Below are 19,029 nucleotides of genomic sequence, written 5' to 3' on the forward strand. Positions count from 1 at the left end.
TCGGCCGCCGCCCCGCACTGCCGGGGACGGCGGCCGGACCATCGGGGAGGGCCGGGTCGGCCCCGGCCCCGCGCGGGCCCTGTCGTCGGCTCAGCCGCCGCTGAGCCAGGCGCCCGTCGGCGGGACGGACGGCGGCGAGCTCGGGCCGGCCACGATCTTGACGATGTCGGCCTCGGGCAGCACTTGGCCCCAGACCTGGATGTCGGCCACCGCCCCGTGCCAGGGGTCGGCCCACTGCGAGTTGGAGCTCAGGCGCCCCACCTGCAGGGAGTTGGTGCCGCTCGGCTGCACCCCGGCCGACTTGGCCGAGGACTGCGGAGCGCCGTTGACGTAGAGGGTGAGCTGGCCCGACGGGTCGTCGTACACCCCGGTCAGCAGCACCCACTGGTTGACCGTCGCGTCGCCCTTGGACCAGGCGATCGCCGAACCGCCGCCCGGCACCTGGACCTTGAAGTACCACTGGTCGTGCCCGTTGTTGTTGGCCCGGCCCAGCGAGTAGGAGTAGTACTGGCCGTCACCCTGGCTGAGCGCACTGCGATTGCCGTTGGGCAGGTCGACCAGGACCCGGGCGGAGACCGTGAAGCTCTTGCTCACGTCGACGACCGAGGTGGCGGTCGAGGCGAAGGAGTCCTGGCCGCTGGGCAGCTTGAGGACCTGTCCGGAGAAGCCGGCCATCGTCCCCGGCTTGGCGTCGGCGCCCAGGTTCAGCGCCGCCGGCCCGGTCTTGGCCGGCAGGCTGCCGACGGTCGGCGGGCTGTCGATGCCCTTGACCGGCGGAGCGCTCGACGAGGTCGACGGACCGGGTGTGGGGCTCGTCGGGCTCGGCGAGGCGGTGTTCTGCACCGTCTTCTTGGTGTCCTTGGAGTGCTGGTAGTACCAGAACCCCCCACCACCGGCCGCCGCCACCACGACGACCGCCGTCAGCACGCCGATCAGCTTGAGCCGGCGGCCGCGCTTGGCGGACTGCTCGTTCTGCTGGGCCAGCGCCTCCCAGTCCGGCGTGCTGGACGAGGCGGCTGGCGGCGGGAAGCCGCCCTGCGGCGACCCCTGCTGAGGCCCCGGCTGCTGCCACTGCACCGCAGGCTGCGTCGGCTGGACCGCCGGCGGGAAGGCCTGCGGTCCTGGCTGCGGCGCGGGCGCCTGAGGGACGGGCTGCGGCGCGGGCGCCTGCGGGACGGGCTGCGGCTGCTGCGGCACCGGCGGTTGCTGGACCAGCGGCTGCTGGACGGGCTGCGGCGGTTGCGGTGCCACCGGCCCGGGCTGCACCGGCCCCGGCACCACCGGGGCGGGACCGCCACCCGGCTGCGGCACCGGAGGCACCGGCTGCGGGTACGGATGCGGCGTCATCTGCTGGGGCTGCTGCGCGGGCGCACCGGGCGGCGGGCCGTAGCCGGACGCGGGGCCGAAGGCACCGCTCGGGGACTGCGCTGGCACACCGGTGGCCGGAGCGGCCCCCCCGGCCGGCGCCTGCTGCGGTGGCGTGGGCGGCTGGCCCGGCTCGCCACTCGGTACCGGTCGATCGCTCATGGCCGGAATGCTAGGGCATCCGCCCGGGCACGCCCATGGGGGGTGCGCGGACGAAACGTCAGGACCGCCCCGGCCTCGGCGCCGCGTCAGGCGATCCCGTTGTACGGCAGCTTCCAGCGCTGCGAGACCGCGTCCGCGCACGGCCGTAGCAGCACCGCCGTACCGTCCGCGAGCGCACCGCCCGCGGTGCCCAGGCACAGACCGGTGTCCGGCTGGCGCAGCCGCTGTCCGGAGGAGGGCATCCAGCGCTGTGCGGGCGCGCCGGTGCACTCGGCCAGCATCACCGAGGCGCGGTCCGCGGTCGCCGCCAGGCAGGCCGCTCCGCCGCGCAGCGAACCGTCGTTGCCGACCGTCCAACCGGTCGAGACGCCCGGGTCGCCGCAGGACCCGACGGTCACCGGGGTACCCGCGAGCCCACCGCCCGCGTGTCGCAGGCAGAGCCCGGGCGCCCCGGCCGGGACCTCGCCGGCCGGCAGGCCGACCCGGTTGTGGAAGGCGAAGGACTCGCTGCGCAGGCCGGTGCCACCGCTCCACACCTCGAAGCCCGCCTGCACCCGGCATAGGTACGAGCCCCTGGGGACGTAGCCGCGTGCCATCGCGTCGGCGGTGAACAGCCGCAGGTTGAGGCCTCGGGTGGTGTGGGTCGGCACCGTGCGGACGTAGCTGATCACGCTGTGCGGGCCGGTGATCGCGGCCTGGTACACGTGGTAGTTCGCGTCCCCGAACGGCTGGGAGTCCGCCACCTTGTCGCCGGCCGGGCGCACACTATCGGTGGCGTCCAGCCAGACCATCACCTCGGCGCTCTCCCCCGGCAGGCAGTTGTCGGGGCTGGAGCCGTACCAGAGGTCGAAGGAGAGGTTGAAGGAGCCGCTCACCCGCCCGTTGGCGTCCCAGTCGGCGGTCGCGTCGCCGAGCGCGCTGACCGGCACGGGCAGTCCGCTCGCGCCCGGGGCGGTGGACACGTTGGGGTAGGCACCGGGGGCGAGCGGGACCTTCGGGACGAAGTCGCGGATCTGGGACACCGTGAACCCGCTGTCCCCGACCGGGTCCACGCAGACCGTGCCCGCGGTGTTCCACGGGTTCGGTTCGAGGATCTTCGACCCGCCGTCCATCGCCAGCTTGGGGAACGGCTCCTGCGCGGTCGAACAGAGAGCCGGACCGGCCGCGGCCGACGTCGCAGTGACGGCCGGTGGCTGCTCCACCGCCCCGACCTCGCCGCTGCACCCGGCCAGCAGCGCCGCAACCGCACCGAACGCGACCACCGCCCGCAGACCCCGCGCCGCGCGCCCGGCCACGCCGTCCTCGATGATCATCACTGTTCCCCGAACCGTCCTCACCCGCTGGGCGGACACCGTACACATGCGCTCCACCCGTACTTCCGTTCACATCACGAGCGGCACTCGACATCGGTTCCGGACGGCCCACGGAAGAGGGGGGAGCGAACTCACCGCAACCGGTCCCGTACGATCCTGGGCGTCCCCCCGCGACCCGACCGGCAACGGCCGCCACGCGGGGACGGTTCAGACTCAAATACGGCTTCGGGGGAGTAGAGCACGTGACCGTCACCGAGGGCACGCGACTCGCGGGCAGCGGGCAACCGCCCGTCTCACGACGTCGGAGCCGACGGGACCCGGCCGCCCGCAACCAGTGGGGCCTGCTCCCCCAACCGCCGGACAACACCGAGAAGTACCTGTACGCGCGCACCAACCTCTGGGTGCTGACCTGCTTCTCCCTCATCAGCTTCGCCTGCATGGTTGCCAGCGAGATAGGCCTGCTGAGTGCGACGCCGTGGTTCTTCGTCTTCGTCCCGCCGCTCGCCTTCACCATCGTCTACTACCTGATCTCCCGGTGGGTGCACGGCTTCAACCAGACCTTCGACCTCGCCGCGCACCGCGCCCTGGTGAAGGGCTGGCAACCCGAGCGCTACCCGACCGTCGACGTCTTCCTGCCCGTCGCCGGCGAGCCGATCGAGGTGCTGCACAACACCTGGACGCACGTCGCCCGGCTGCGCGACCAGTACCCGGGCGAGGTCACCCCGTACGTGCTGGACGACAGCAACAGCCCGCACCTCGCGCAGATGGCCGTCGACTTCGAGTTCGTGTACGGCACCCGCGACAAGCTCGGCTGGTTCAAGAAGGCCGGCAACCTGCAGTTCGGCTTCCGCAACTCCGACAGCGACTACATCCTCATCCTGGACGCCGACTTCGCGCCCCGGCCGGACCTGCTGAACGAGATGCTCCCCTACATGGAGGCCGACCCCCGCCTCGGCATCGTCCAGTCCCCGCAGTTCTTCCGCATCCTGGACTCGCAGAACTGGATCGAACGCGGCGCCGGCGCCGTCCAGGAGCTGTTCTACCGGACCGTCCAGGTCTCCCGGCAGCGCAACGACGGCGCCATCTGCGTCGGCAGCTGCGCGGTGTACCGGCGCGCCGCGCTGGAGGAGAACGGCGGCACCACCCTGATCGGCCACTCCGAGGACGTGCACACCGGCTTCGACCTGCGCCGCCTCGGCTGGGACCTGCAGTACATACCCGTCGCGCTGGCCACCGGCGTCTGCCCGGACAACGTCGGCGGTTTCTTCAACCAGCAGTACCGCTGGTGCACCGGCTCGATGAGCCTGCTCGGCAGCAAGAAGTTCTGGCAGACCAAACTGCGGCCGGTCACCCGCGCTTGCTACCTCTCCGGCTTCTTCTACTACATCCACACGGCGCTGTTCACCCTCGTCTCGCCGCTCATCCCGATCGTCCTGCTGCTCGCCCGCCCCGACCTGATCCGCTGGCAGAACACCGCCCTGGTGCTGCCCGGGCTGCTCTACGCGACGGTCGTCTTCCCGCTCTGGCACCGCAACCCCTACCGCCTGGAGGCCTGGGCCGCCCGCATGATGTACGGCTGGGCACACGTCTTCGCCATCTGGGACATCGTGCGCCGCAACCGGATGGCCTGGCAGCCGACCGGCTCCAGCGGCGCCAAGAAGAACAAGACCCGCCGGTTCTGGATCGGCGTCATCGCCTGGGGCGGCGGGACGGCCCTGCTCTGGGTGCTGCTGAGCATCTGGCGGATGCTCACCATGGGCCCGCTGAACTTCGCCCTCGTGCTCGCCTCCGGGCTCTTCTACGCCACCATCGTCGGCCGGGTCCTCGTCCAGCCCCGCCCCACGGAAGCAGTGTGATCGCCATGACCGCCCACCTCCGACGAGCCGGGCGGCTCCGTCGCCGGCTGGCGCTCCCGCTGCTCACCGGCGGCCTGCTGCTCACCGCCGCCTGCGGGCCCGAGGACCCGGGCTTCGCGATGCAGGAGGGCCTCGCCGCGCCCGCGCCGGCCACCGCGTCGGCCTCGCCGGGCGCGGGCCCCTCCGCCGGGGCCGCTTCCGCCGCCAACGCGCCCGCCAAGCCCAAGGCCCTGCCGACCGGCGTCCCGTACGACGTCACGCCGCTGCTCAAGCCGAGCCACAAGTACCTCGGCGCCGCCCTGCCCGACGTCCCCGGCACGATGGAGGCGCTGGCGCCCTACAGCACCGCGATCGGCAAGCAGCCCAACGTCCTGGAGTACTACGCCCACTGGAAGGGCGGCTTCGACACCGCCGGTGTGCGCCGGATCTACGAGGCCGGCGCGCTGCCCTACATGGCGTGGGAGCCGTACGACCACTCACTGGCCTCGATCGCGGCCGGTGACACCGACGACTACGTGCGCGGCGTCGCCAAGGCCGTCGCCAAGCTCAACCTGCCGATCGCCGTCAGCATCGCCCACGAGATGAACGGCGACTGGTACCCGTGGGGCCGCCAGGCCTCCAGCCCCGCGGAGTTCGTCGCCGCCTGGCGGCACGTCCACGACCTCTTCGACCAGGCCGGCGCGACCAACGTGATCTGGGTCTGGAGCCCCAACATCACCGATCCCGCGCCCAACACCCGCCTGGCGCCGTACTACCCCGGCGACACCTACGTCGACTGGGCCGGCATGACCGGCTACTTCACCAAGACCGGGCCGAAGACCTTCGAGACGCTGTACGGGCCGACCATGGCCGAGATCCGCACCTTCTCCAAGAAGCCCTTCTTCATCAGCGAGACCGCCTCCGAGCAGGGCAAGCGCCAACGCGCGGACATCGACCAGCTGTTCTCCGGCCTGGAGGCGCACGAGGACATCGTCGGCTTCGTCTGGTTCAACATCGTCAAGCGGGCGGACTGGCGGGTCGAGGCCGTCCCGGACACCCTCGCCGCCTTCAAGCAGCGCGTGTCCGACCCCCGCTACGGCTTCGACATCCGGAACCCCCGATGAGCACTGACTCCGACTTCAACCCGTTCGCCCCCATCCCGCGCCGGCGCACACCGAAGGGCGACACCCCGCCCGGCGCCGTGCCCGACGCCACACCGGACGGCGACACCGCACCCGGCGCCGCGCCCGGTGACGCCCCACCCGGCCGCGCCACCCGCCGCCGGGCCGGCGGCCCGGAACCCGAGCCCCAGCCGAGCGTCCCCGGGCCCCGCGCGGCCACCACGGCAGCGGCCGCCGTGACCACCGCAAACGCCGGGACCGCCGGGACCGCCGGGACCGCCGTGGCCATCGACAACCCCGACGGCATCGAGCTGGCGCCGTACGCCATCCCGCAGGTCCCCGCGATCGGTTGGGACCCGGGCACCAGCCCGCGCCGTCGCTGGATCGCCCGAGGACTGCTCGGCGCCGTGCTGGCCGTCCAGGCCGCGCTGTCGCTGCGGCTGCTCGCCGCCGCGCACCCCGACGAGGCCGCCGCCATGGTCGCCGGCCGCCAGCAGCTCGCCCACCTGATGCACGGCACCCCGGTCACCACCACCCTGCTGGACCGGATCAACGGCTCGCCCTGGCTCTACCCGCCGCTGGCCGGCGCCGCCGCCGATGCCAACGGCATCTGGGGCACCCGGCTGCTCAGCCTCGGCTTCGCCCTGGTCACCACGGCGCTGCTGTACTCGCTGACCCGACGGCTGTTCAACGAGCGGGTCGCGATCTGCGCGATAGCCGTCTACGCCGTGCTGCAGTCCACCGTCGTGGTCGGCTTCTACGCCGCTCCCGAGTCCCTCGCCGTCCTGCTGGTCGCCCTCGCCGCCTGGGCCACGGTGTTCACCGCCCGGCGCCATCCGGCGCTCGTCCTGGCCGCCGCTCCGGCCGCCGCGCTCGCCTGCGCCGTCGCCTACTCGGCCGCCTTCGCGGTGCCCGCCCTGGTCGGCCTCGCGCTGGCCACCGCCCGTCCGCACCGCCGGCCGGGCCCGGCCGCCCTGCGCGCGCTGCTACTGGCCGCCGGCACCGTCGTCCTGCTGATCCCGTACGGCACGCTCGGCAAGGTCGCCGGGTGGTCGCCCTCGCACGGCAACGCCCCCGGCTCGGCCGGCGCCATCCTGCTCTCCACCGTCCAGTGGGGAGGCCTGTTCACCGTCCTCGCGGTGGCCGGCACCATCGCCTACGCCCGCCGCGAGCAGATGAACGAGCACGACGCGCCGTCGACGGAGAGCGTCCCGGTCAGCCGGGGCCAGCGCGCCCTGCTGGGCACCGCCCTGACCGCCACCGCCCTGCTCGTCCCGGCCGCCCACCTGTGGACCGGCACCTCCGGCGCGCTGTTCCGCCACCTCGGCTACGGCATGCTGCTCGCCGCCCCGCTCGCCGGGGTCGGCCTGACCCGGCTGGTCGGCGCCCACTTCCGCCACCCCCAGCTCGGCATCCTGGTCTGGGTCGCGCTGCTCGCCCTCGGCCTGGAGCAGTCCACCCTGCGCTACCAGGACGGGCCCGACTCCGGTCGGCTGCTGGCCGTCCTGCGGGTCCACGCGGTGCCCCAGGGCCGCTACCTCACCGAGGTCGACGGACTCGCCGAGTACTACCTCGGCGCGGTCAGCAAGCCCGAGCAGTGGGTCTCCGCGCGCACCGGCACGGAGTACCGCGACGCCGCCGGCGTGCAGCACCACGGGGACGACGGGAGCACCGCCGCGATCCGCGACGGCTGGTTCACCATGGTCGTCCTCGACAGCACCGCGCCGAGGGCCACCGACCGGGCCCTGAGCGCCGCCCTGGCCGCCGGCGGGCAGTACCGGCTGGTGGCCCAATTCACCTCGCCGACCGGCGATTCGAGCACGTACAAGGTCTATCTCAAGCACTGACGGCCCACCCGGCCCGCTCGCACGGGCGACACGGCAGGCACAACATATGGTGCCGCCACAGTCAGGCGGCACTACATGTATGCTCACTCCTGCTGTCGATGCAGGGGAACCCGGTGGGAATCCGGGACTGCCCCGCAGCGGTGTGCGGGCGGCTGGAGCAGCCGTCCCCGCGAGTCCGATGACCTGCCGGCGGCCTGCGCCACGGCCCTCCCGCAGAGGCCGCGCCAGCACCAGCAGTACCCCTCCGGGCCTCGCGGGCGGGCCGGGGAGACACCGTCGCGCGACGCCGTTTGCGTTCGTGCCGTGCTCCCCTGCCCCGATCGGCCCGGTGCCCCCGATCACCGCCGCCGATCGCCGCCAGGAGAGAGCGCCTTGACCACCGCTGCCTCAGCCACGCTGCCCGCCCAGGGCTCCGGTACCGCCTTCACCGACCCGACGGTCTCCGACCCCGGCGGCGCCCTGCTGCGGCTGCTCACCGACCGCAGTGCCGACCTCACCGAGGTCGACCCCGGCCATGTCGCCGCCGCCGCGCTGCGCGGCCGCCACGCCGGCTCGGACTTCGCCGAGCTGCGCGGGCTGGCCGTGGACGCCGCCGCGTCGATGATCGCCGAGGACCCCCAGTACTCGAAGCTGGCCGCCCGCCTGCTCGCCCTGGAGATCGTCGACGAGGCGAACAGCCAGGGCGCCACGTCCTTCTCCGCCTCGATCGCCGTCGGCCACGCCGAGGGCCTGATCGGCGACACCACCGCGGACTTCGTCGCCAAGCACGCCGCCGCGCTGGACGCCCTGATCGACGGCCGGGGCGACGACCGCTTCGAGTACTTCGGCCTGCGCACCGTGCAGTCCCGCTACCTGCTGCGCCACCCGATCACCCGCAAGGTGGTCGAGACCCCGCAGCACTTCCTGCTCCGCGTCGCCTGTGGCCTGGCGGTCGGCGACACCGAGCAGTCCGTGCGCGAGGTGGCCGAGCTGTACGGCCTGATGAGCCGCCTGGAGTACCTGACCTCCTCGCCGACGCTCTTCAACTCCGGCACCCGGCACCCGCAGATGTCGAGCTGCTACCTGCTCGACTCCCCGCTGGACAACCTGGACTCGATCTACAACCGCTACGCGCAGATCGCCCGCCTGTCCAAGCACGCCGGCGGCATCGGCCTGTCCTACTCCCGCATCCGCTCGCGCGGCAGCCTGATCCGCGGCACCAACGGCAAGTCCAACGGCATCGTGCCGTTCCTGCGCACCCTGGACTCCTCCGTCGCCGCCGTCAACCAGGGCGGCCGTCGCAAGGGCGCGGCCTGCGTCTACCTGGAGACCTGGCACGCCGACATCGAGGAGTTCCTGGAGCTCCGCGACAACACCGGCGAAGAGGCCCGCCGCACCCACAACCTCAACCTGGCGCACTGGATCCCGGACGAGTTCATGCGCCGGGTCAACGCCAACGCGGACTGGTCGCTGTTCTCCCCGGCCGACGTGCCCGAGCTGGTCGACCTGTGGGGCGCCGACTTCGACGAGGCGTACCGCAAGGCCGAGCAGGCCGGCAAGGCCGTCCGCACCATCCCGGCGCAGACCCTGTACGCCCGCATGATGCGCACCCTGGCGCAGACCGGCAACGGCTGGATGACCTTCAAGGACGCCTCCAACCGCGCCGCCAACCAGACCGCGCTGCCGGGCCGCACGGTGCACTCCTCCAACCTGTGCACCGAGATCCTGGAGGTCACGGACGACTCCGAGACCGCCGTCTGCAACCTCGGCTCGGTCAACCTGGGCGCCCACGTGGCCCCCGGCGCCACCGCCGACGACCTGCTCGGCGCCATGGACTGGGAGCGGCTGGACGCCACCGTGCGCACCGCCGTCACCTTCCTCGACCGCGTGGTGGACATCAACTTCTACCCGACCACCGAGGCCGGTACCTCCAACTCCCGCTGGCGGCCGGTCGGCCTCGGCGTGATGGGCCTGCAGGACGTCTTCTTCCAGCTGCGGATCGACTTCGACTCCGCCGAGGCGAAGCAGCTGTCGACGATGATCGCCGAGCGCATCATGCTCACCGCTTACGAGCGCTCCGCCGACCTTGCCGAGCAGCTCGGCCGCCACGAGGCGTACGGCGAGACCCGCGCCGCCCGCGGCGAGCTGCACATCGACCACTTCCCGACGGCCGCCCCGCAGTGGGCCGACCGCTGGACCGCGCTGCGCGCCCGGATCGCCGAGACCGGCCTGCGCAACTCGCTGCTGCTCGCGATCGCGCCGACCGCGACCATCGCGTCCATCGCCGGCGTGTACGAGTGCATCGAGCCGCAGGTGTCCAACCTGTTCAAGCGCGAGACGCTGAGCGGTGAGTTCCTGCAGGTCAACCCGTACCTGGTGCGCGAGCTCAAGGAGCTCGGCGTCTGGGACCAGCAGACCCGGGACGCCCTGCGCGACTCCAACGGCTCCGTGCAGGAGTTCAACTGGCTGCCCGCCGAGGTCCGTTCGCTCTACCGCACCGCGTGGGAGCTGCCGCAGCGCGCGCTGATCGACCTGGCCGCGGCCCGCATGCCGTACCTGGACCAGAGCCAGTCGCTGAACCTGTTCATGGCGGCGCCGACCATCGGCAAGCTCAGCTCGATGTACGCCTACGCGTGGAAGGTCGGTCTGAAGACCACCTACTACCTGCGCTCGCGCCCGGCCACCCGGATCGCCCAGGCCGCCTCCGGCGCGGCCCGCACCGCCGTGCCGGTTCCCGCCCCCACCATGACCCAGGCCGAACAGGACGCCATCGCCTGCTCCCTGGAGAACCCCGAGTCCTGCGAGGCCTGCCAGTGAGTTCCGCCGACGACCGCAAGATGCTGCTCGACCCCGGCTTCGAGCTGACCCTGCGCCCGATGCGCTACCCGTCGTTCTACGACCGGTACCGGGACGCGATCAAGAACACCTGGACTGTCGAGGAGGTGGACCTGCACTCCGACGTCGCCGACCTCGCCAAGCTGAGCGAGGGCGAGCGGCACATGATCGGCCGCCTGGTCGCCTTCTTCGCGACCGGTGACTCGATCGTCGCGAACAACGTGGTGCTGAGCCTCTACAAGCACATCAACTCCCCGGAGGCGCGGCTGTACCTGTCGCGTCAGCTGTTCGAGGAGGCCGTGCACGTCCAGTTCTACCTGACGCTGCTCGACACCTACCTCCCGGACCCGGAGGACCGCGCGGCGGCCTTCGCCGCGGTGGAGAACATCCCCTCCATCGCCCAGAAGGCGAAGTTCTGCTTCAAGTACATGAACGCGGTCGACCACATCGACTCGCTGCAGACCAAGGAGGACCGCCGCGCGTTCCTCCTGAACCTGATCTGCTTCGCGGCCTGCGTCGAGGGCCTGTTCTTCTACGGCGCGTTCGCGTACGTGTACTGGTTCCGGTCGCGCGGCCTGCTGCACGGCCTGGCCACCGGCACCAACTGGGTGTTCCGCGACGAGTCCATGCACATGGACTTCGCGTTCTCCGTGGTCGACACCGTCCGCGAGGAGGAGCCCGACCTCTTCGACGACGAGATGGCCAAGCAGGTCACCGAGATGCTGGAGGAGGCCGTCGAGGCCGAGCTCCAGTTCGCCCAGGACCTGTGCGGTGACGGCCTGCCCGGCATGAACACCGCGTCCATGCGCGAGTACCTCCAGGCGGTCGCCGACCAGCGCCTGGCGCGTCTCGGCCTGCCGATCCGGTACGGTTCGGCGAACCCGTTCGGGTTCATGGAACTGCAGAACGTCCAGGAGCTGACCAACTTCTTCGAGCGCCGGGTGTCGGCGTACCAGGTCGCGGTCGAGGGCTCGGTCTCCTTCGACGACGACTTCTAGGATCGACTGCCGTTCAGTACACCAGCGGAGCTGCCGCAGGGAGGACGCCCTCCCCGCGGCAGCTCCGCTGTCGCGTCCCCGGTCTCCAGGAGTGTTCAGGCAATGTCCCGCAAGGTTTCCCTGTCACAACAGCGCGTGGTCGACGGCCCGTTCGGGCCGATACGGATCGACTACGACCGCTGGCCGTCGGTCGTCGCCCGCGTGCACGGAGCGGGGACGCCGGTCGTCACCGTGGTGCCCGACCGCGAGCACGGCGCGATGAACGTCAACGGGCACAGCGTGCCGACCGGGAAGGGTCGCAGCCGCACCCGCACCGCCCTCGTCGGTGACCGCGGCTACGAGCTGAGGGCCACCGGCCTGCGCAAGGCGGAGCTGTGGCGTGGCGGGACCCTGATCGCCCACGCCCACGGCTCGTTCCGCGCGTACGCGCCCGGCCGCACGATTCCGGGCCTCGACGCGCGGGTGACGTGGTCCCAGGGCGTCGATCCGACGGACGTCGCGATCGGGCAGGCCATGGTGGTCGGCTTCGGCGCCGGCGCCCCGGGCGGATTGCTGCGGTTCCTCATGTTCTGGATCGACGACCTCACCTGAGGGTCCACGAGCTCCCACCGCGCCTGGTGGAGAAGGCGCTGCTCGGCGGCGGCCCGGGTGCCGGACATCCCGGACATCCCGGTACGGTACCCGGGCGTCTCCCGCACGCCGCCCGTCCGAATGAACTCCCGGGCCACGCCGACCTCCCACGCGTACGCACGATCCGCCCCCGGCTACGTTCCGCGCACAGCCGCAGAACGCACACCCGCCGACCGAGAGGGGCCCATCCGTGCCGAGGACCGGAATCCTGGACTACGAGAGCGACGCGATCGTCCAGCTGATGAACGTCGCCGAGGAGGACTGGACGGAACAGGAGCTCAAGGACGCCCTCCAGCGGGCGATCATGCTGGAGCTCTCCACCATCCCGCCCTACGCCACCGCGCTCTGGTCGATCACCGACCCGGACAACTCCAAGCCCGTCCGCCACACCATCCGCGAGATCGTCTTCGACGAGATGTCCCACTTCGGCCTGGTCTGCAACATGCTCACCAGCATCGGCGGCTCCGTCGTCCTCGACGACCCGCTCACCGTCCCCAAGTACCCCAGCGAGCTGCCCGGTGGGGTCAACCCCGGACTCACCGTGTTCCTCAGCGGTCTGACCAGGGAGTCGGCCGCCCTCTTCGCCGACATCGAGAAGCCCGAGAACCCGCTCGCCTTCGCCGCCGACGGCAACACCATCGGCGCCTTCTACCAGCGCATCGCCGACGTCTTCCCGAGGTTCGCCCACCTGCTCACCGGCCACAACCAGGTGACCTTCCCGCTCTCGAACCACGGCGCCGGCAACAACATCGTCGCGATGAACACCATCGACGACGTGCTGAAGGCGATCACCGTCATCCAGAGCCAGGGCGAGGGCACCACGGCCTCCCCGGACAACCCGTTCCCCGGCGCGCCGGGTGAACTCGCCCACTACTACGCGTTCAAGGAGATCGCGGTCGGCAAGAAGCTGGTGAAGAACCCCGCGACGGGAACCTTCGAGTTCACCGGCGCCGACGTCCCGCTCCCGGACACCTCCCCGGTCGCCCGCGTCCCCGCCGGCGGCTGGGCCAACGACCCGGCCAACGCGCCCGACCCGACCACGGCCGACGCGTTGAGGACCTTCAACACGACCTACAGCACCATGCTGACGAACCTCCACGCGGCGTGGAACGGCAACGGGAACGCGCTCTTCGAAGCGATCGGGAACATGGGCGACCTGGGCGACGCCGCGCGGACGATCAACGCCGTCAAGCTCCCCTCCGACCCCCATCACACCTACGGCCCGGAGTGGCTCTTCGTCTCCCACTGACCGAAGGTCTCCGACCGACCGGACGTCCCCCACCGCACACCCCCGCCCGGCCCACGAACGCCGGGCGGGGCCCGTAGGACCGCTCACCCCTCCGCGTCGGCCCCCCGTCTCAGCCTTCGCCCCCGTCGGGCCCGCCCGCCCTCAGCCCCTCGGCGAACGCCCGCGCCGCCGCCAGGTCCCCGCCGTGGGGCCGGGCCTTGTTGATGCCGCCGACGAGCCTGAAGGGGAGCCAGGTGTCGAGTCCGCGGCAGGAGAAGGCGTCGGCCACCTCGAAGCCCTTGCCTTCGAGCTGCCGCACCAGGGGGCGGGTGAAGGGCCGGACCCGCAGTTCCGGCAGCCCGCTGGTGGCGAACACGAACGCCCTGCGCCGCTGTCCCTCCGGTACCGCCCGGACGAACGCGCGCAGCCGGGGGTGGAACCGCCCCGTGAAGATCCCCGAGCCGAACCCCACCAGGTCGTAGTCGGCAAGCCCGGCCGGGTCGAGCTGTTCGGGCTCGACCACCGGGGCCGACAGCACCCGGCCGACGACCTCGGCGACCCTCCTGGTGTTGCCGTGGGAAACGGACGCGCACACGATGACGGCCTTCATGCCGGTTCTCCTTCCGCTCGGTCACTCCTGGGGAATGGACCGGGCGGGCCGGGAGAACGTGACATCGGCGGCCGGGAACGCCGAAGGCCGGCACGGAGAGCTCCGTACCGGCCTTCGTTCCGACAGCGGCCCCAACGGCCTCTCCGCCGTTACGCGTTCGGCACGGTCGCGTACTTCGGCGTGCCCTCGGCCATCTGCCGCAGGGCGTCCTTGCGGTCCCGCTTCGACAGCTTGTCGATGTAGAGGGTGCCGTACAGGTGGTCGGTCTCGTGCTGCAGGCAGCGGGCGAAGAAGCCGGTGCCCTCGACCCGGATCGGCTTGCCGTCCTTGTCGACGCCGGTCACCGCGGCGTAGTCCGGGCGGGGCAGCTCGGCGTAGGCGGTGGGGACGGACAGGCAGCCCTCGTTGCCGTCGTCGAGGAGGCGGCGGCGGTCGGCCGGGTACTCCTCCAGCTTGGGGTTGATCACGTGGCCGATGTGGCGCACGCCCTCGTCGTCCGGGCAGTCGTAGACGAAGACCTTCAGGTCCACGCCGATCTGGTTGGCCGCGAGGCCGACGCCCTCGGCGGCGTACATCGACTGGAACATGTCGTCGATCAGCGCGGCCAGCTCGCCGTCGAAGGCGGTGACGTCCTTGACCTCGCGGTGCAGGACGGGGTTGCCGACCACGGTGATCGGACGGGCGGTGCCCTTGGTGAGGTCGGGCTCCTCGCCGATCACCTTCGCGGGGGCCTCGGGCGCCGCCCCCTCCACGTCGTGCTCGTGCTCGTGCGAGTGGTCGTGCTGCTCGGCCTGCTCCGCCATGTCTTCCGCTTCCATAGGTCTACACGTACCTCACCAGGGTACTCAGCAGACTTCTTCGAGATCCCGGTAAGCCCGGGTTCCGGGGGACGCCGTGACCCAGCGGTCCAGCAGGACCCGCACCAGGTGCGCGGGGGCGGCGATCCCGCACTCGCGCTCGACCAGCCAGGACATCCCGGCCGCGCCGCCCTGGCTGAGGTGGCTGAGGTGCCCGGGGTGGGCGGCGTCGCCGTCGTCGTGCGGGTCGTGGTGGGCGGCGACGCCGTCGTCGGAGGCCATCCGGCTCTCCGAGCAGGCGCGGCAGAGCAGCCGGACCGAGGAGGTCCAGTCCTCGGCCGCGTAGCCGGCGTCGGCGACCAGCCGCTCCAGCGCGTCCCGGTCCCCGGCCGTGGAGGCCTGCAGCAGCACCACGTAGGTCGGCACCGGGGAGGGGGCCCACAGCTCGATCTCGTCGAACACGGGGTAGGCGACGCCGTCGGTGACCCGCTCGCCGTGCGGGGCGCCGTCGTGCAGCACCACCTCGCCCCAGCGGCGGCCGGAGGAGGGCAGCGGGATGGAGAGGACCTCGATCCGGGCCGGGTCCAGCCGGCGGCCCCAGACCACCTCGGACTCGCCGTCCGGGGAGAGCCGCACCGGGGTGGTGCCGAGGTCGAGGCTGACCGGGCCGTCGGGCTGCCCGCCGGGGCCGCCGGGCAGCCTCAGCCCGTACGCCTGCCAGGCGCGGCGGGCCAGCGGCCAGTCCTGCAGGGCGGTGGCGGTGATGCCGAGGTTCCACCAGTCGGGGGCGCCGTGTTCGCGGTCCAGCAGGGCGACGGCACGCAGACCGGCCGAACGGGCCTGCTCCCAGTCCCGGCGGAACTTGTGCAGCAGGGCGAGGTTGAACCAGGAGTCGGAGAGCCAGGGCTCCAGGTCGGCGGCCATCACCAGCAGGGCGCCGGCGTCCTCGTAGCGGCCGTCGCCGATCAGCGTGAAGGCCCGGTCGGTCGTCTGCCGCCAGGTGGCGGACGGCCGGTGCCGTGCCCGGTGGAAGATCCTCACGTTCGTCCCTGCCGTCGTCGTCCGCTCAAGTCCCGTGCCACGGTGCCCGTAACGCCTCCGGCGGAGAGCGGGGCCCGGTGCTCCGGGTCGGTGTTCCACGCTACGACCGCATCCAACCACGCCCGCCCCCGCCCGCGCTCCCCACCGCCGAGGTTGGGGCCCGCCCCTCCCCAGCCTGCCCGCCCGATCCCGCCCTCTCAACCCCTGGCGGCGCGGAGGCGCCTTCCCGGGCACCTGCCCGTCCTGCTCGGAGCGGGACTCGGCCCCGTCGGAGCGGGACTCGGCCCCGTCGGAGCGGGACTCGCCCTCGCCGCGGGACTCCGCCCCGCAGGCCGCCCCGCCCGCTCAGGCCCGGGTCTGCCCGCCGACCCTGGCCAGGGCGTCCACCACCCGGGCGTCGTAGACCCGGCCGCGCCCCAGCCGGATCACCTCCAGCGCCTCCAGCCGCCCGACCGCCTCGCCCACGCCCCGGCCGCGGGCCACGGTGAGCAGGTCGTCGTGGGCGTTGGCGACCCGGATGATCCGGGCCGCGAGCGGCACCGGGCCCTCGCCGACGGTCGGCCCGGGGCAGGGGTCGGCCAGTCGGGCGACCTGCTCGGCGACCTGCCGGGGCACTCCGGTGCGGCTGATCACCTCGCTGCCGAGCCGGGCGATCCGCTGCTGCTCGGCGCAGGGCAGCACCGCGGTGGCGCCGTCCGGCACCGGTTCGACCAGGGACAGCTGGCCGACGTCGTGCATCAGCGCGGCGTACTCCAGCAGGGCGAGTTCCCGGGTGCCCAGGCCCAGCTCGCGCCCCAGCGCGCACGCCGTGTCCGCGACCCGGCGCGCGTGCCCGTGCGGGGTGTAGCCGGCGACCTCGGTGGCCCGGGCGAGGCTGGCGATGGTCTGTCCGGTGGTGGCCCGCACCGCGGCGGCCCGCCGGAAGGACACCTGGGCGAGCAGCAGCGGGGTGCAGAACAGCGGCAGCGCCCAGAGCCCGACCTCGCCGGCCGCGAGGCTGACCAGCATCCCGGTGGCGACGATCGCCGAGCCGATGCCGAACAGCGAGCGCAGTTCGTCCTCCAGCGCCGCGGGGAACCGCAGCCCGCCCGCCGATCGCCGCAGCAGGGCCGCCAGCGTCGCGTCGCACAGCGCGGCCAGCGCGGCGACGGCGGTCAGGAACGCCCCGTACGCCGGGCCCTCGGGCGAGAAGCGGTCGACCAGGCCGCCGTTGTAGAGCGGCTGGAAGACGGCGGCCGCGAAGCCGACGGCGAGCAGCCGGCGGGCGGCGCCGTCCCGGCGGGCCGGGTCGGCCCAGGGCGGCCGGCGGTGGGCCCGCTCGGGATGGTGCGGCAGGGCGAGCCCGGGCAGCCAGGCCAGCAGCAGTCCGATCCCGGTGACCGCGACCACCTGCAGCGTCCCGTGCGCGGTCGGCACCCCGCGCAGCGGCCCGAGCAGGGCGTACGCCAGCGCGCCGGCCGCGCCGATGGGCGCCTGTTCGCGATCCCCCGGAAGGGTGATCCGGACGCACTCACCGAGCGCGATCAGCACGGTGAACGCCAGCGCGACCTTGGGCTCGGCGACCCCGCGCAGCGCCACCGCGCCCAGCGCGAGCGCCAGCAGCGCCGCGGCCGCCGCGTGCACCGCGCGCGCGGTGGGCCCGCAGGCCGCCCCGCCGGAGCCGGTGCGGACACGGACCGTACGGTCGAGGGCCACGCGCCCCGGCGCCGTCACGGCTGCCCGGCCGCGGGGAGGTTCCCGCCCTGGACGGGCACCCGGCCGGGCGCCGCCCGAGCCGGTTCGGGCACCCCGAGCGGGATGTCCGGGACGGCCCGCACGCAGTCCTCGGAGTGCACCACCGGCTGCCAGTCGTGCACCGCCAGCGCCTCGATCAGCGCCCGCACCATGGCCGGGTCGAACTGGCTGCCCGAGCAGCGCTCCAGCTCGGCCACCGCCTCGGTGACCGGGCGTCCGCGCCGGTAGGAGCGGGTGGAGGTCATCGAGTCGAAGGCGTCGGCGACCGAGATGATCCGGGCGAACTCGGGGATCTGCTCGCCGGCCAGCCCGCTCGGGTAGCCGCGGCCGTCCATCCGCTCGTGGTGGTGCAGGATCCCGGCCTGTGCCTCGCCGAGGAAGTCGATCCCGCGCACCAGCTCGTACCCGTACACCGGGTGGATCTCCACGGCCCGGCGCTCCGCCTCGGTGAGGGGACCGTTTCTGCGCAGCAGCTCGGTGGCCACCCCGAGCTTGCCGACGTCGTGCAGGATCCCGGCGAAGCGCAGGGTCTGCAGCCGCTCGGCCTCCATGCCGAGCTGAGTGGCGATCAGCACCGAGGCCCGGCCGACCCGTTCGCTGTGTCCGCGGGTGTAGGCGTCCTTGATCTCCACCGCCTGCACCAGCGACTGCACGGTGGCCTGGTGGGCGTCCCGTTCGCGTTGGCCCTGGGCGAAGACCCAGGCGGAGATGGACAGCGGCAGCAGCGCCAGCAACGCCGCGAACGCGCCGTACGGGCCCTGCCAGAGCACCGCGACCATCAGCCCGCCGGCCGCGTGCACCAGCACCGGCAGCCCGCACACCGAGCAGGCCCCGCGCAGCAGCACCCCGGCCCCGCGGCCCTCGCTGAGCATCACCATGACGCCCACCACCACGCCGTTGACCAGGCAGAACGCGCCGACGGAGGCGAAGCCGGGCAGCAGCGCGGCCGGGAAGCGGGAGCCCAGCAGCAGCTGCGGACCGCTCAGCAGGTGGAAGACGGCGGAGGAGGCGAAGGCGCACAGCGCGAGCTGGGCGCCGTTGAACAGCTGGCGCCGGCGGCAGCCGGGCCCGCTCGGCCCGCCGAGCACCGCGGCGGGCGCGGCGACCAGGGCGGCGGCGGACGGCGGGAGCATCAGCACCCCGGCGAACAGCACCGGGAAGAAGGCGTTCACCCCGGGCCGGGAGGGCACCCGCTCGGAGGGCGGCGGGCGGCGCAGCAGTCGGCGCACCAGCACCAGGCAGGGTGTCGGCAGGCCCTGGGCCAGCGACTCCCAGCAGCCGTGCAGGAAGGCCAGCAGCCCGACCTTGGGCCAGTCGACCGGCGCCCCGAGCCAGCGCGGCACCCCGGGGGTGGCGGCGGCGGGCAGCAGCGGCACCAGGCAGCACAGCGCCGCCACCGGGACGGCCACCAGGTAGCGCGCCGCCGCCGGCGGCAGGGTCGCGCCTCCACTGTCGGTAGCGATCTCGACCTCCCCGCCGTCCGGGCCCGTGTTGCCTCAGCGCGCCGGGGACCCGACGGTGAGCGTCCGTCAGG

14 protein-coding genes and 1 riboswitch are annotated in these 19,029 nt (G+C 73.0%); of the genes, 7 read left to right on the plus strand and 7 right to left on the minus strand.

Going from position 1 to position 19,029, the window contains the following annotated elements; genetic code table 11:
- Nucleotides 1-90: 90 nt before the first annotated feature.
- Together ACIRD3_RS21580 and ACIRD3_RS21585 are read right to left on the minus strand one after the other, a co-directional pair.
- A complete protein-coding gene (locus ACIRD3_RS21580) occupies nt 91-1,527 on the minus strand; it encodes a LamG domain-containing protein (RefSeq protein WP_402218955.1) in 1,437 nt (478 codons plus the stop codon).
- A gap of 86 nt (nt 1,528-1,613) precedes the next feature.
- Nucleotides 1,614-2,840: a ricin-type beta-trefoil lectin domain protein gene (locus ACIRD3_RS21585; protein WP_402218957.1), complete on the minus strand. Its 1,227-nt coding sequence runs from the start codon at nt 2,838-2,840 to the stop codon at nt 1,614-1,616.
- A gap of 437 nt (nt 2,841-3,277) precedes the next feature.
- Here ACIRD3_RS21585 and ACIRD3_RS21590 point away from each other — a divergent pair, with 437 nt between their 5' ends.
- The 7 genes from ACIRD3_RS21590 to ACIRD3_RS21620 all read left to right on the plus strand — a co-directional run bounded on the left by ACIRD3_RS21590 (nt 3,278) and on the right by ACIRD3_RS21620 (nt 13,334).
- Nucleotides 3,278-4,696, plus strand: coding sequence for a glycosyltransferase family 2 protein (locus ACIRD3_RS21590; RefSeq protein WP_402219403.1), 1,419 nt, complete (start codon nt 3,278-3,280; stop codon nt 4,694-4,696).
- A gap of 5 nt (nt 4,697-4,701) precedes the next feature.
- On the plus strand, nt 4,702-5,799 hold the full coding sequence (locus tag ACIRD3_RS21595) for a glycoside hydrolase family 26 protein (protein ID WP_402218960.1): 1,098 nt from the start codon (nt 4,702-4,704) through the stop codon (nt 5,797-5,799).
- The gene (locus ACIRD3_RS21600) at nt 5,796-7,643 is read left to right on the plus strand and encodes a glycosyltransferase family 39 protein (RefSeq protein ID WP_402218962.1); all 1,848 of its coding nucleotides are present in this window, start codon (nt 5,796-5,798) and stop codon (nt 7,641-7,643) included. The genes ACIRD3_RS21595 and ACIRD3_RS21600 overlap by 4 nt, the downstream gene beginning before the upstream one ends.
- Nucleotides 7,644-7,715: 72 nt before the next feature.
- A riboswitch (cobalamin riboswitch) is annotated at nt 7,716-7,849 on the plus strand.
- A 190-nt stretch (nt 7,850-8,039) separates the two neighbouring features.
- Nucleotides 8,040-10,439 carry a ribonucleoside-diphosphate reductase subunit alpha gene (locus ACIRD3_RS21605; protein ID WP_402219406.1) on the plus strand — a complete coding sequence of 800 codons (2,400 nt, stop codon included), beginning with the start codon at nt 8,040-8,042 and terminating at the stop codon, nt 10,437-10,439.
- A gap of 20 nt (nt 10,440-10,459) precedes the next feature.
- Entirely contained in the window at nt 10,460-11,455 is a 996-nt protein-coding gene (locus ACIRD3_RS21610; RefSeq protein ID WP_402219409.1) for a ribonucleotide-diphosphate reductase subunit beta, read from the plus strand.
- Nucleotides 11,456-11,557: 102 nt separating this feature from the next.
- The gene (locus tag ACIRD3_RS21615) at nt 11,558-12,046 is read left to right on the plus strand and encodes a hypothetical protein (protein WP_402218964.1); all 489 of its coding nucleotides are present in this window, start codon (nt 11,558-11,560) and stop codon (nt 12,044-12,046) included.
- Between the two features lie 229 nt (nt 12,047-12,275).
- Complete coding sequence (locus tag ACIRD3_RS21620; protein WP_402218966.1) at nt 12,276-13,334, plus strand: ferritin-like protein; 1,059 nt, start codon at nt 12,276-12,278, stop codon at nt 13,332-13,334.
- Nucleotides 13,335-13,443: 109 nt separating this feature from the next.
- Here ACIRD3_RS21620 and ACIRD3_RS21625 read toward each other — a convergent pair whose 3' ends face one another.
- From ACIRD3_RS21625 to ACIRD3_RS21645, 5 genes are all read right to left on the minus strand, one after another.
- Nucleotides 13,444-13,923: a flavodoxin family protein gene (locus ACIRD3_RS21625; RefSeq protein WP_402218969.1), complete on the minus strand. Its 480-nt coding sequence runs from the start codon at nt 13,921-13,923 to the stop codon at nt 13,444-13,446.
- A gap of 149 nt (nt 13,924-14,072) precedes the next feature.
- Nucleotides 14,073-14,726, minus strand: a complete 654-nt coding sequence (gene def / locus ACIRD3_RS21630; RefSeq protein WP_402218972.1) for a peptide deformylase — start codon at nt 14,724-14,726, stop codon at nt 14,073-14,075.
- A 42-nt stretch (nt 14,727-14,768) separates the two neighbouring features.
- Nucleotides 14,769-15,761, minus strand: a complete 993-nt coding sequence (locus ACIRD3_RS21635; protein ID WP_402218975.1) for a tetratricopeptide repeat protein — start codon at nt 15,759-15,761, stop codon at nt 14,769-14,771.
- 345 nt (nt 15,762-16,106) lie between these two features.
- Nucleotides 16,107-17,456 (minus strand): HD-GYP domain-containing protein, encoded by a 1,350-nt coding sequence (locus ACIRD3_RS21640; RefSeq protein ID WP_402218977.1) that lies wholly within the window; start codon nt 17,454-17,456, stop codon nt 16,107-16,109.
- Between the two features lie 14 nt (nt 17,457-17,470).
- Complete coding sequence (locus ACIRD3_RS21645; RefSeq protein WP_402218980.1) at nt 17,471-18,904, minus strand: HD-GYP domain-containing protein; 1,434 nt, start codon at nt 18,902-18,904, stop codon at nt 17,471-17,473.
- Nucleotides 18,905-19,029 lie beyond the last annotated feature (125 nt).

Origin of the sequence: Kitasatospora sp. NPDC093550, assembly GCF_044764985.1 — a bacterium.
GTDB lineage: Bacteria > Actinomycetota > Actinomycetes > Streptomycetales > Streptomycetaceae > Kitasatospora.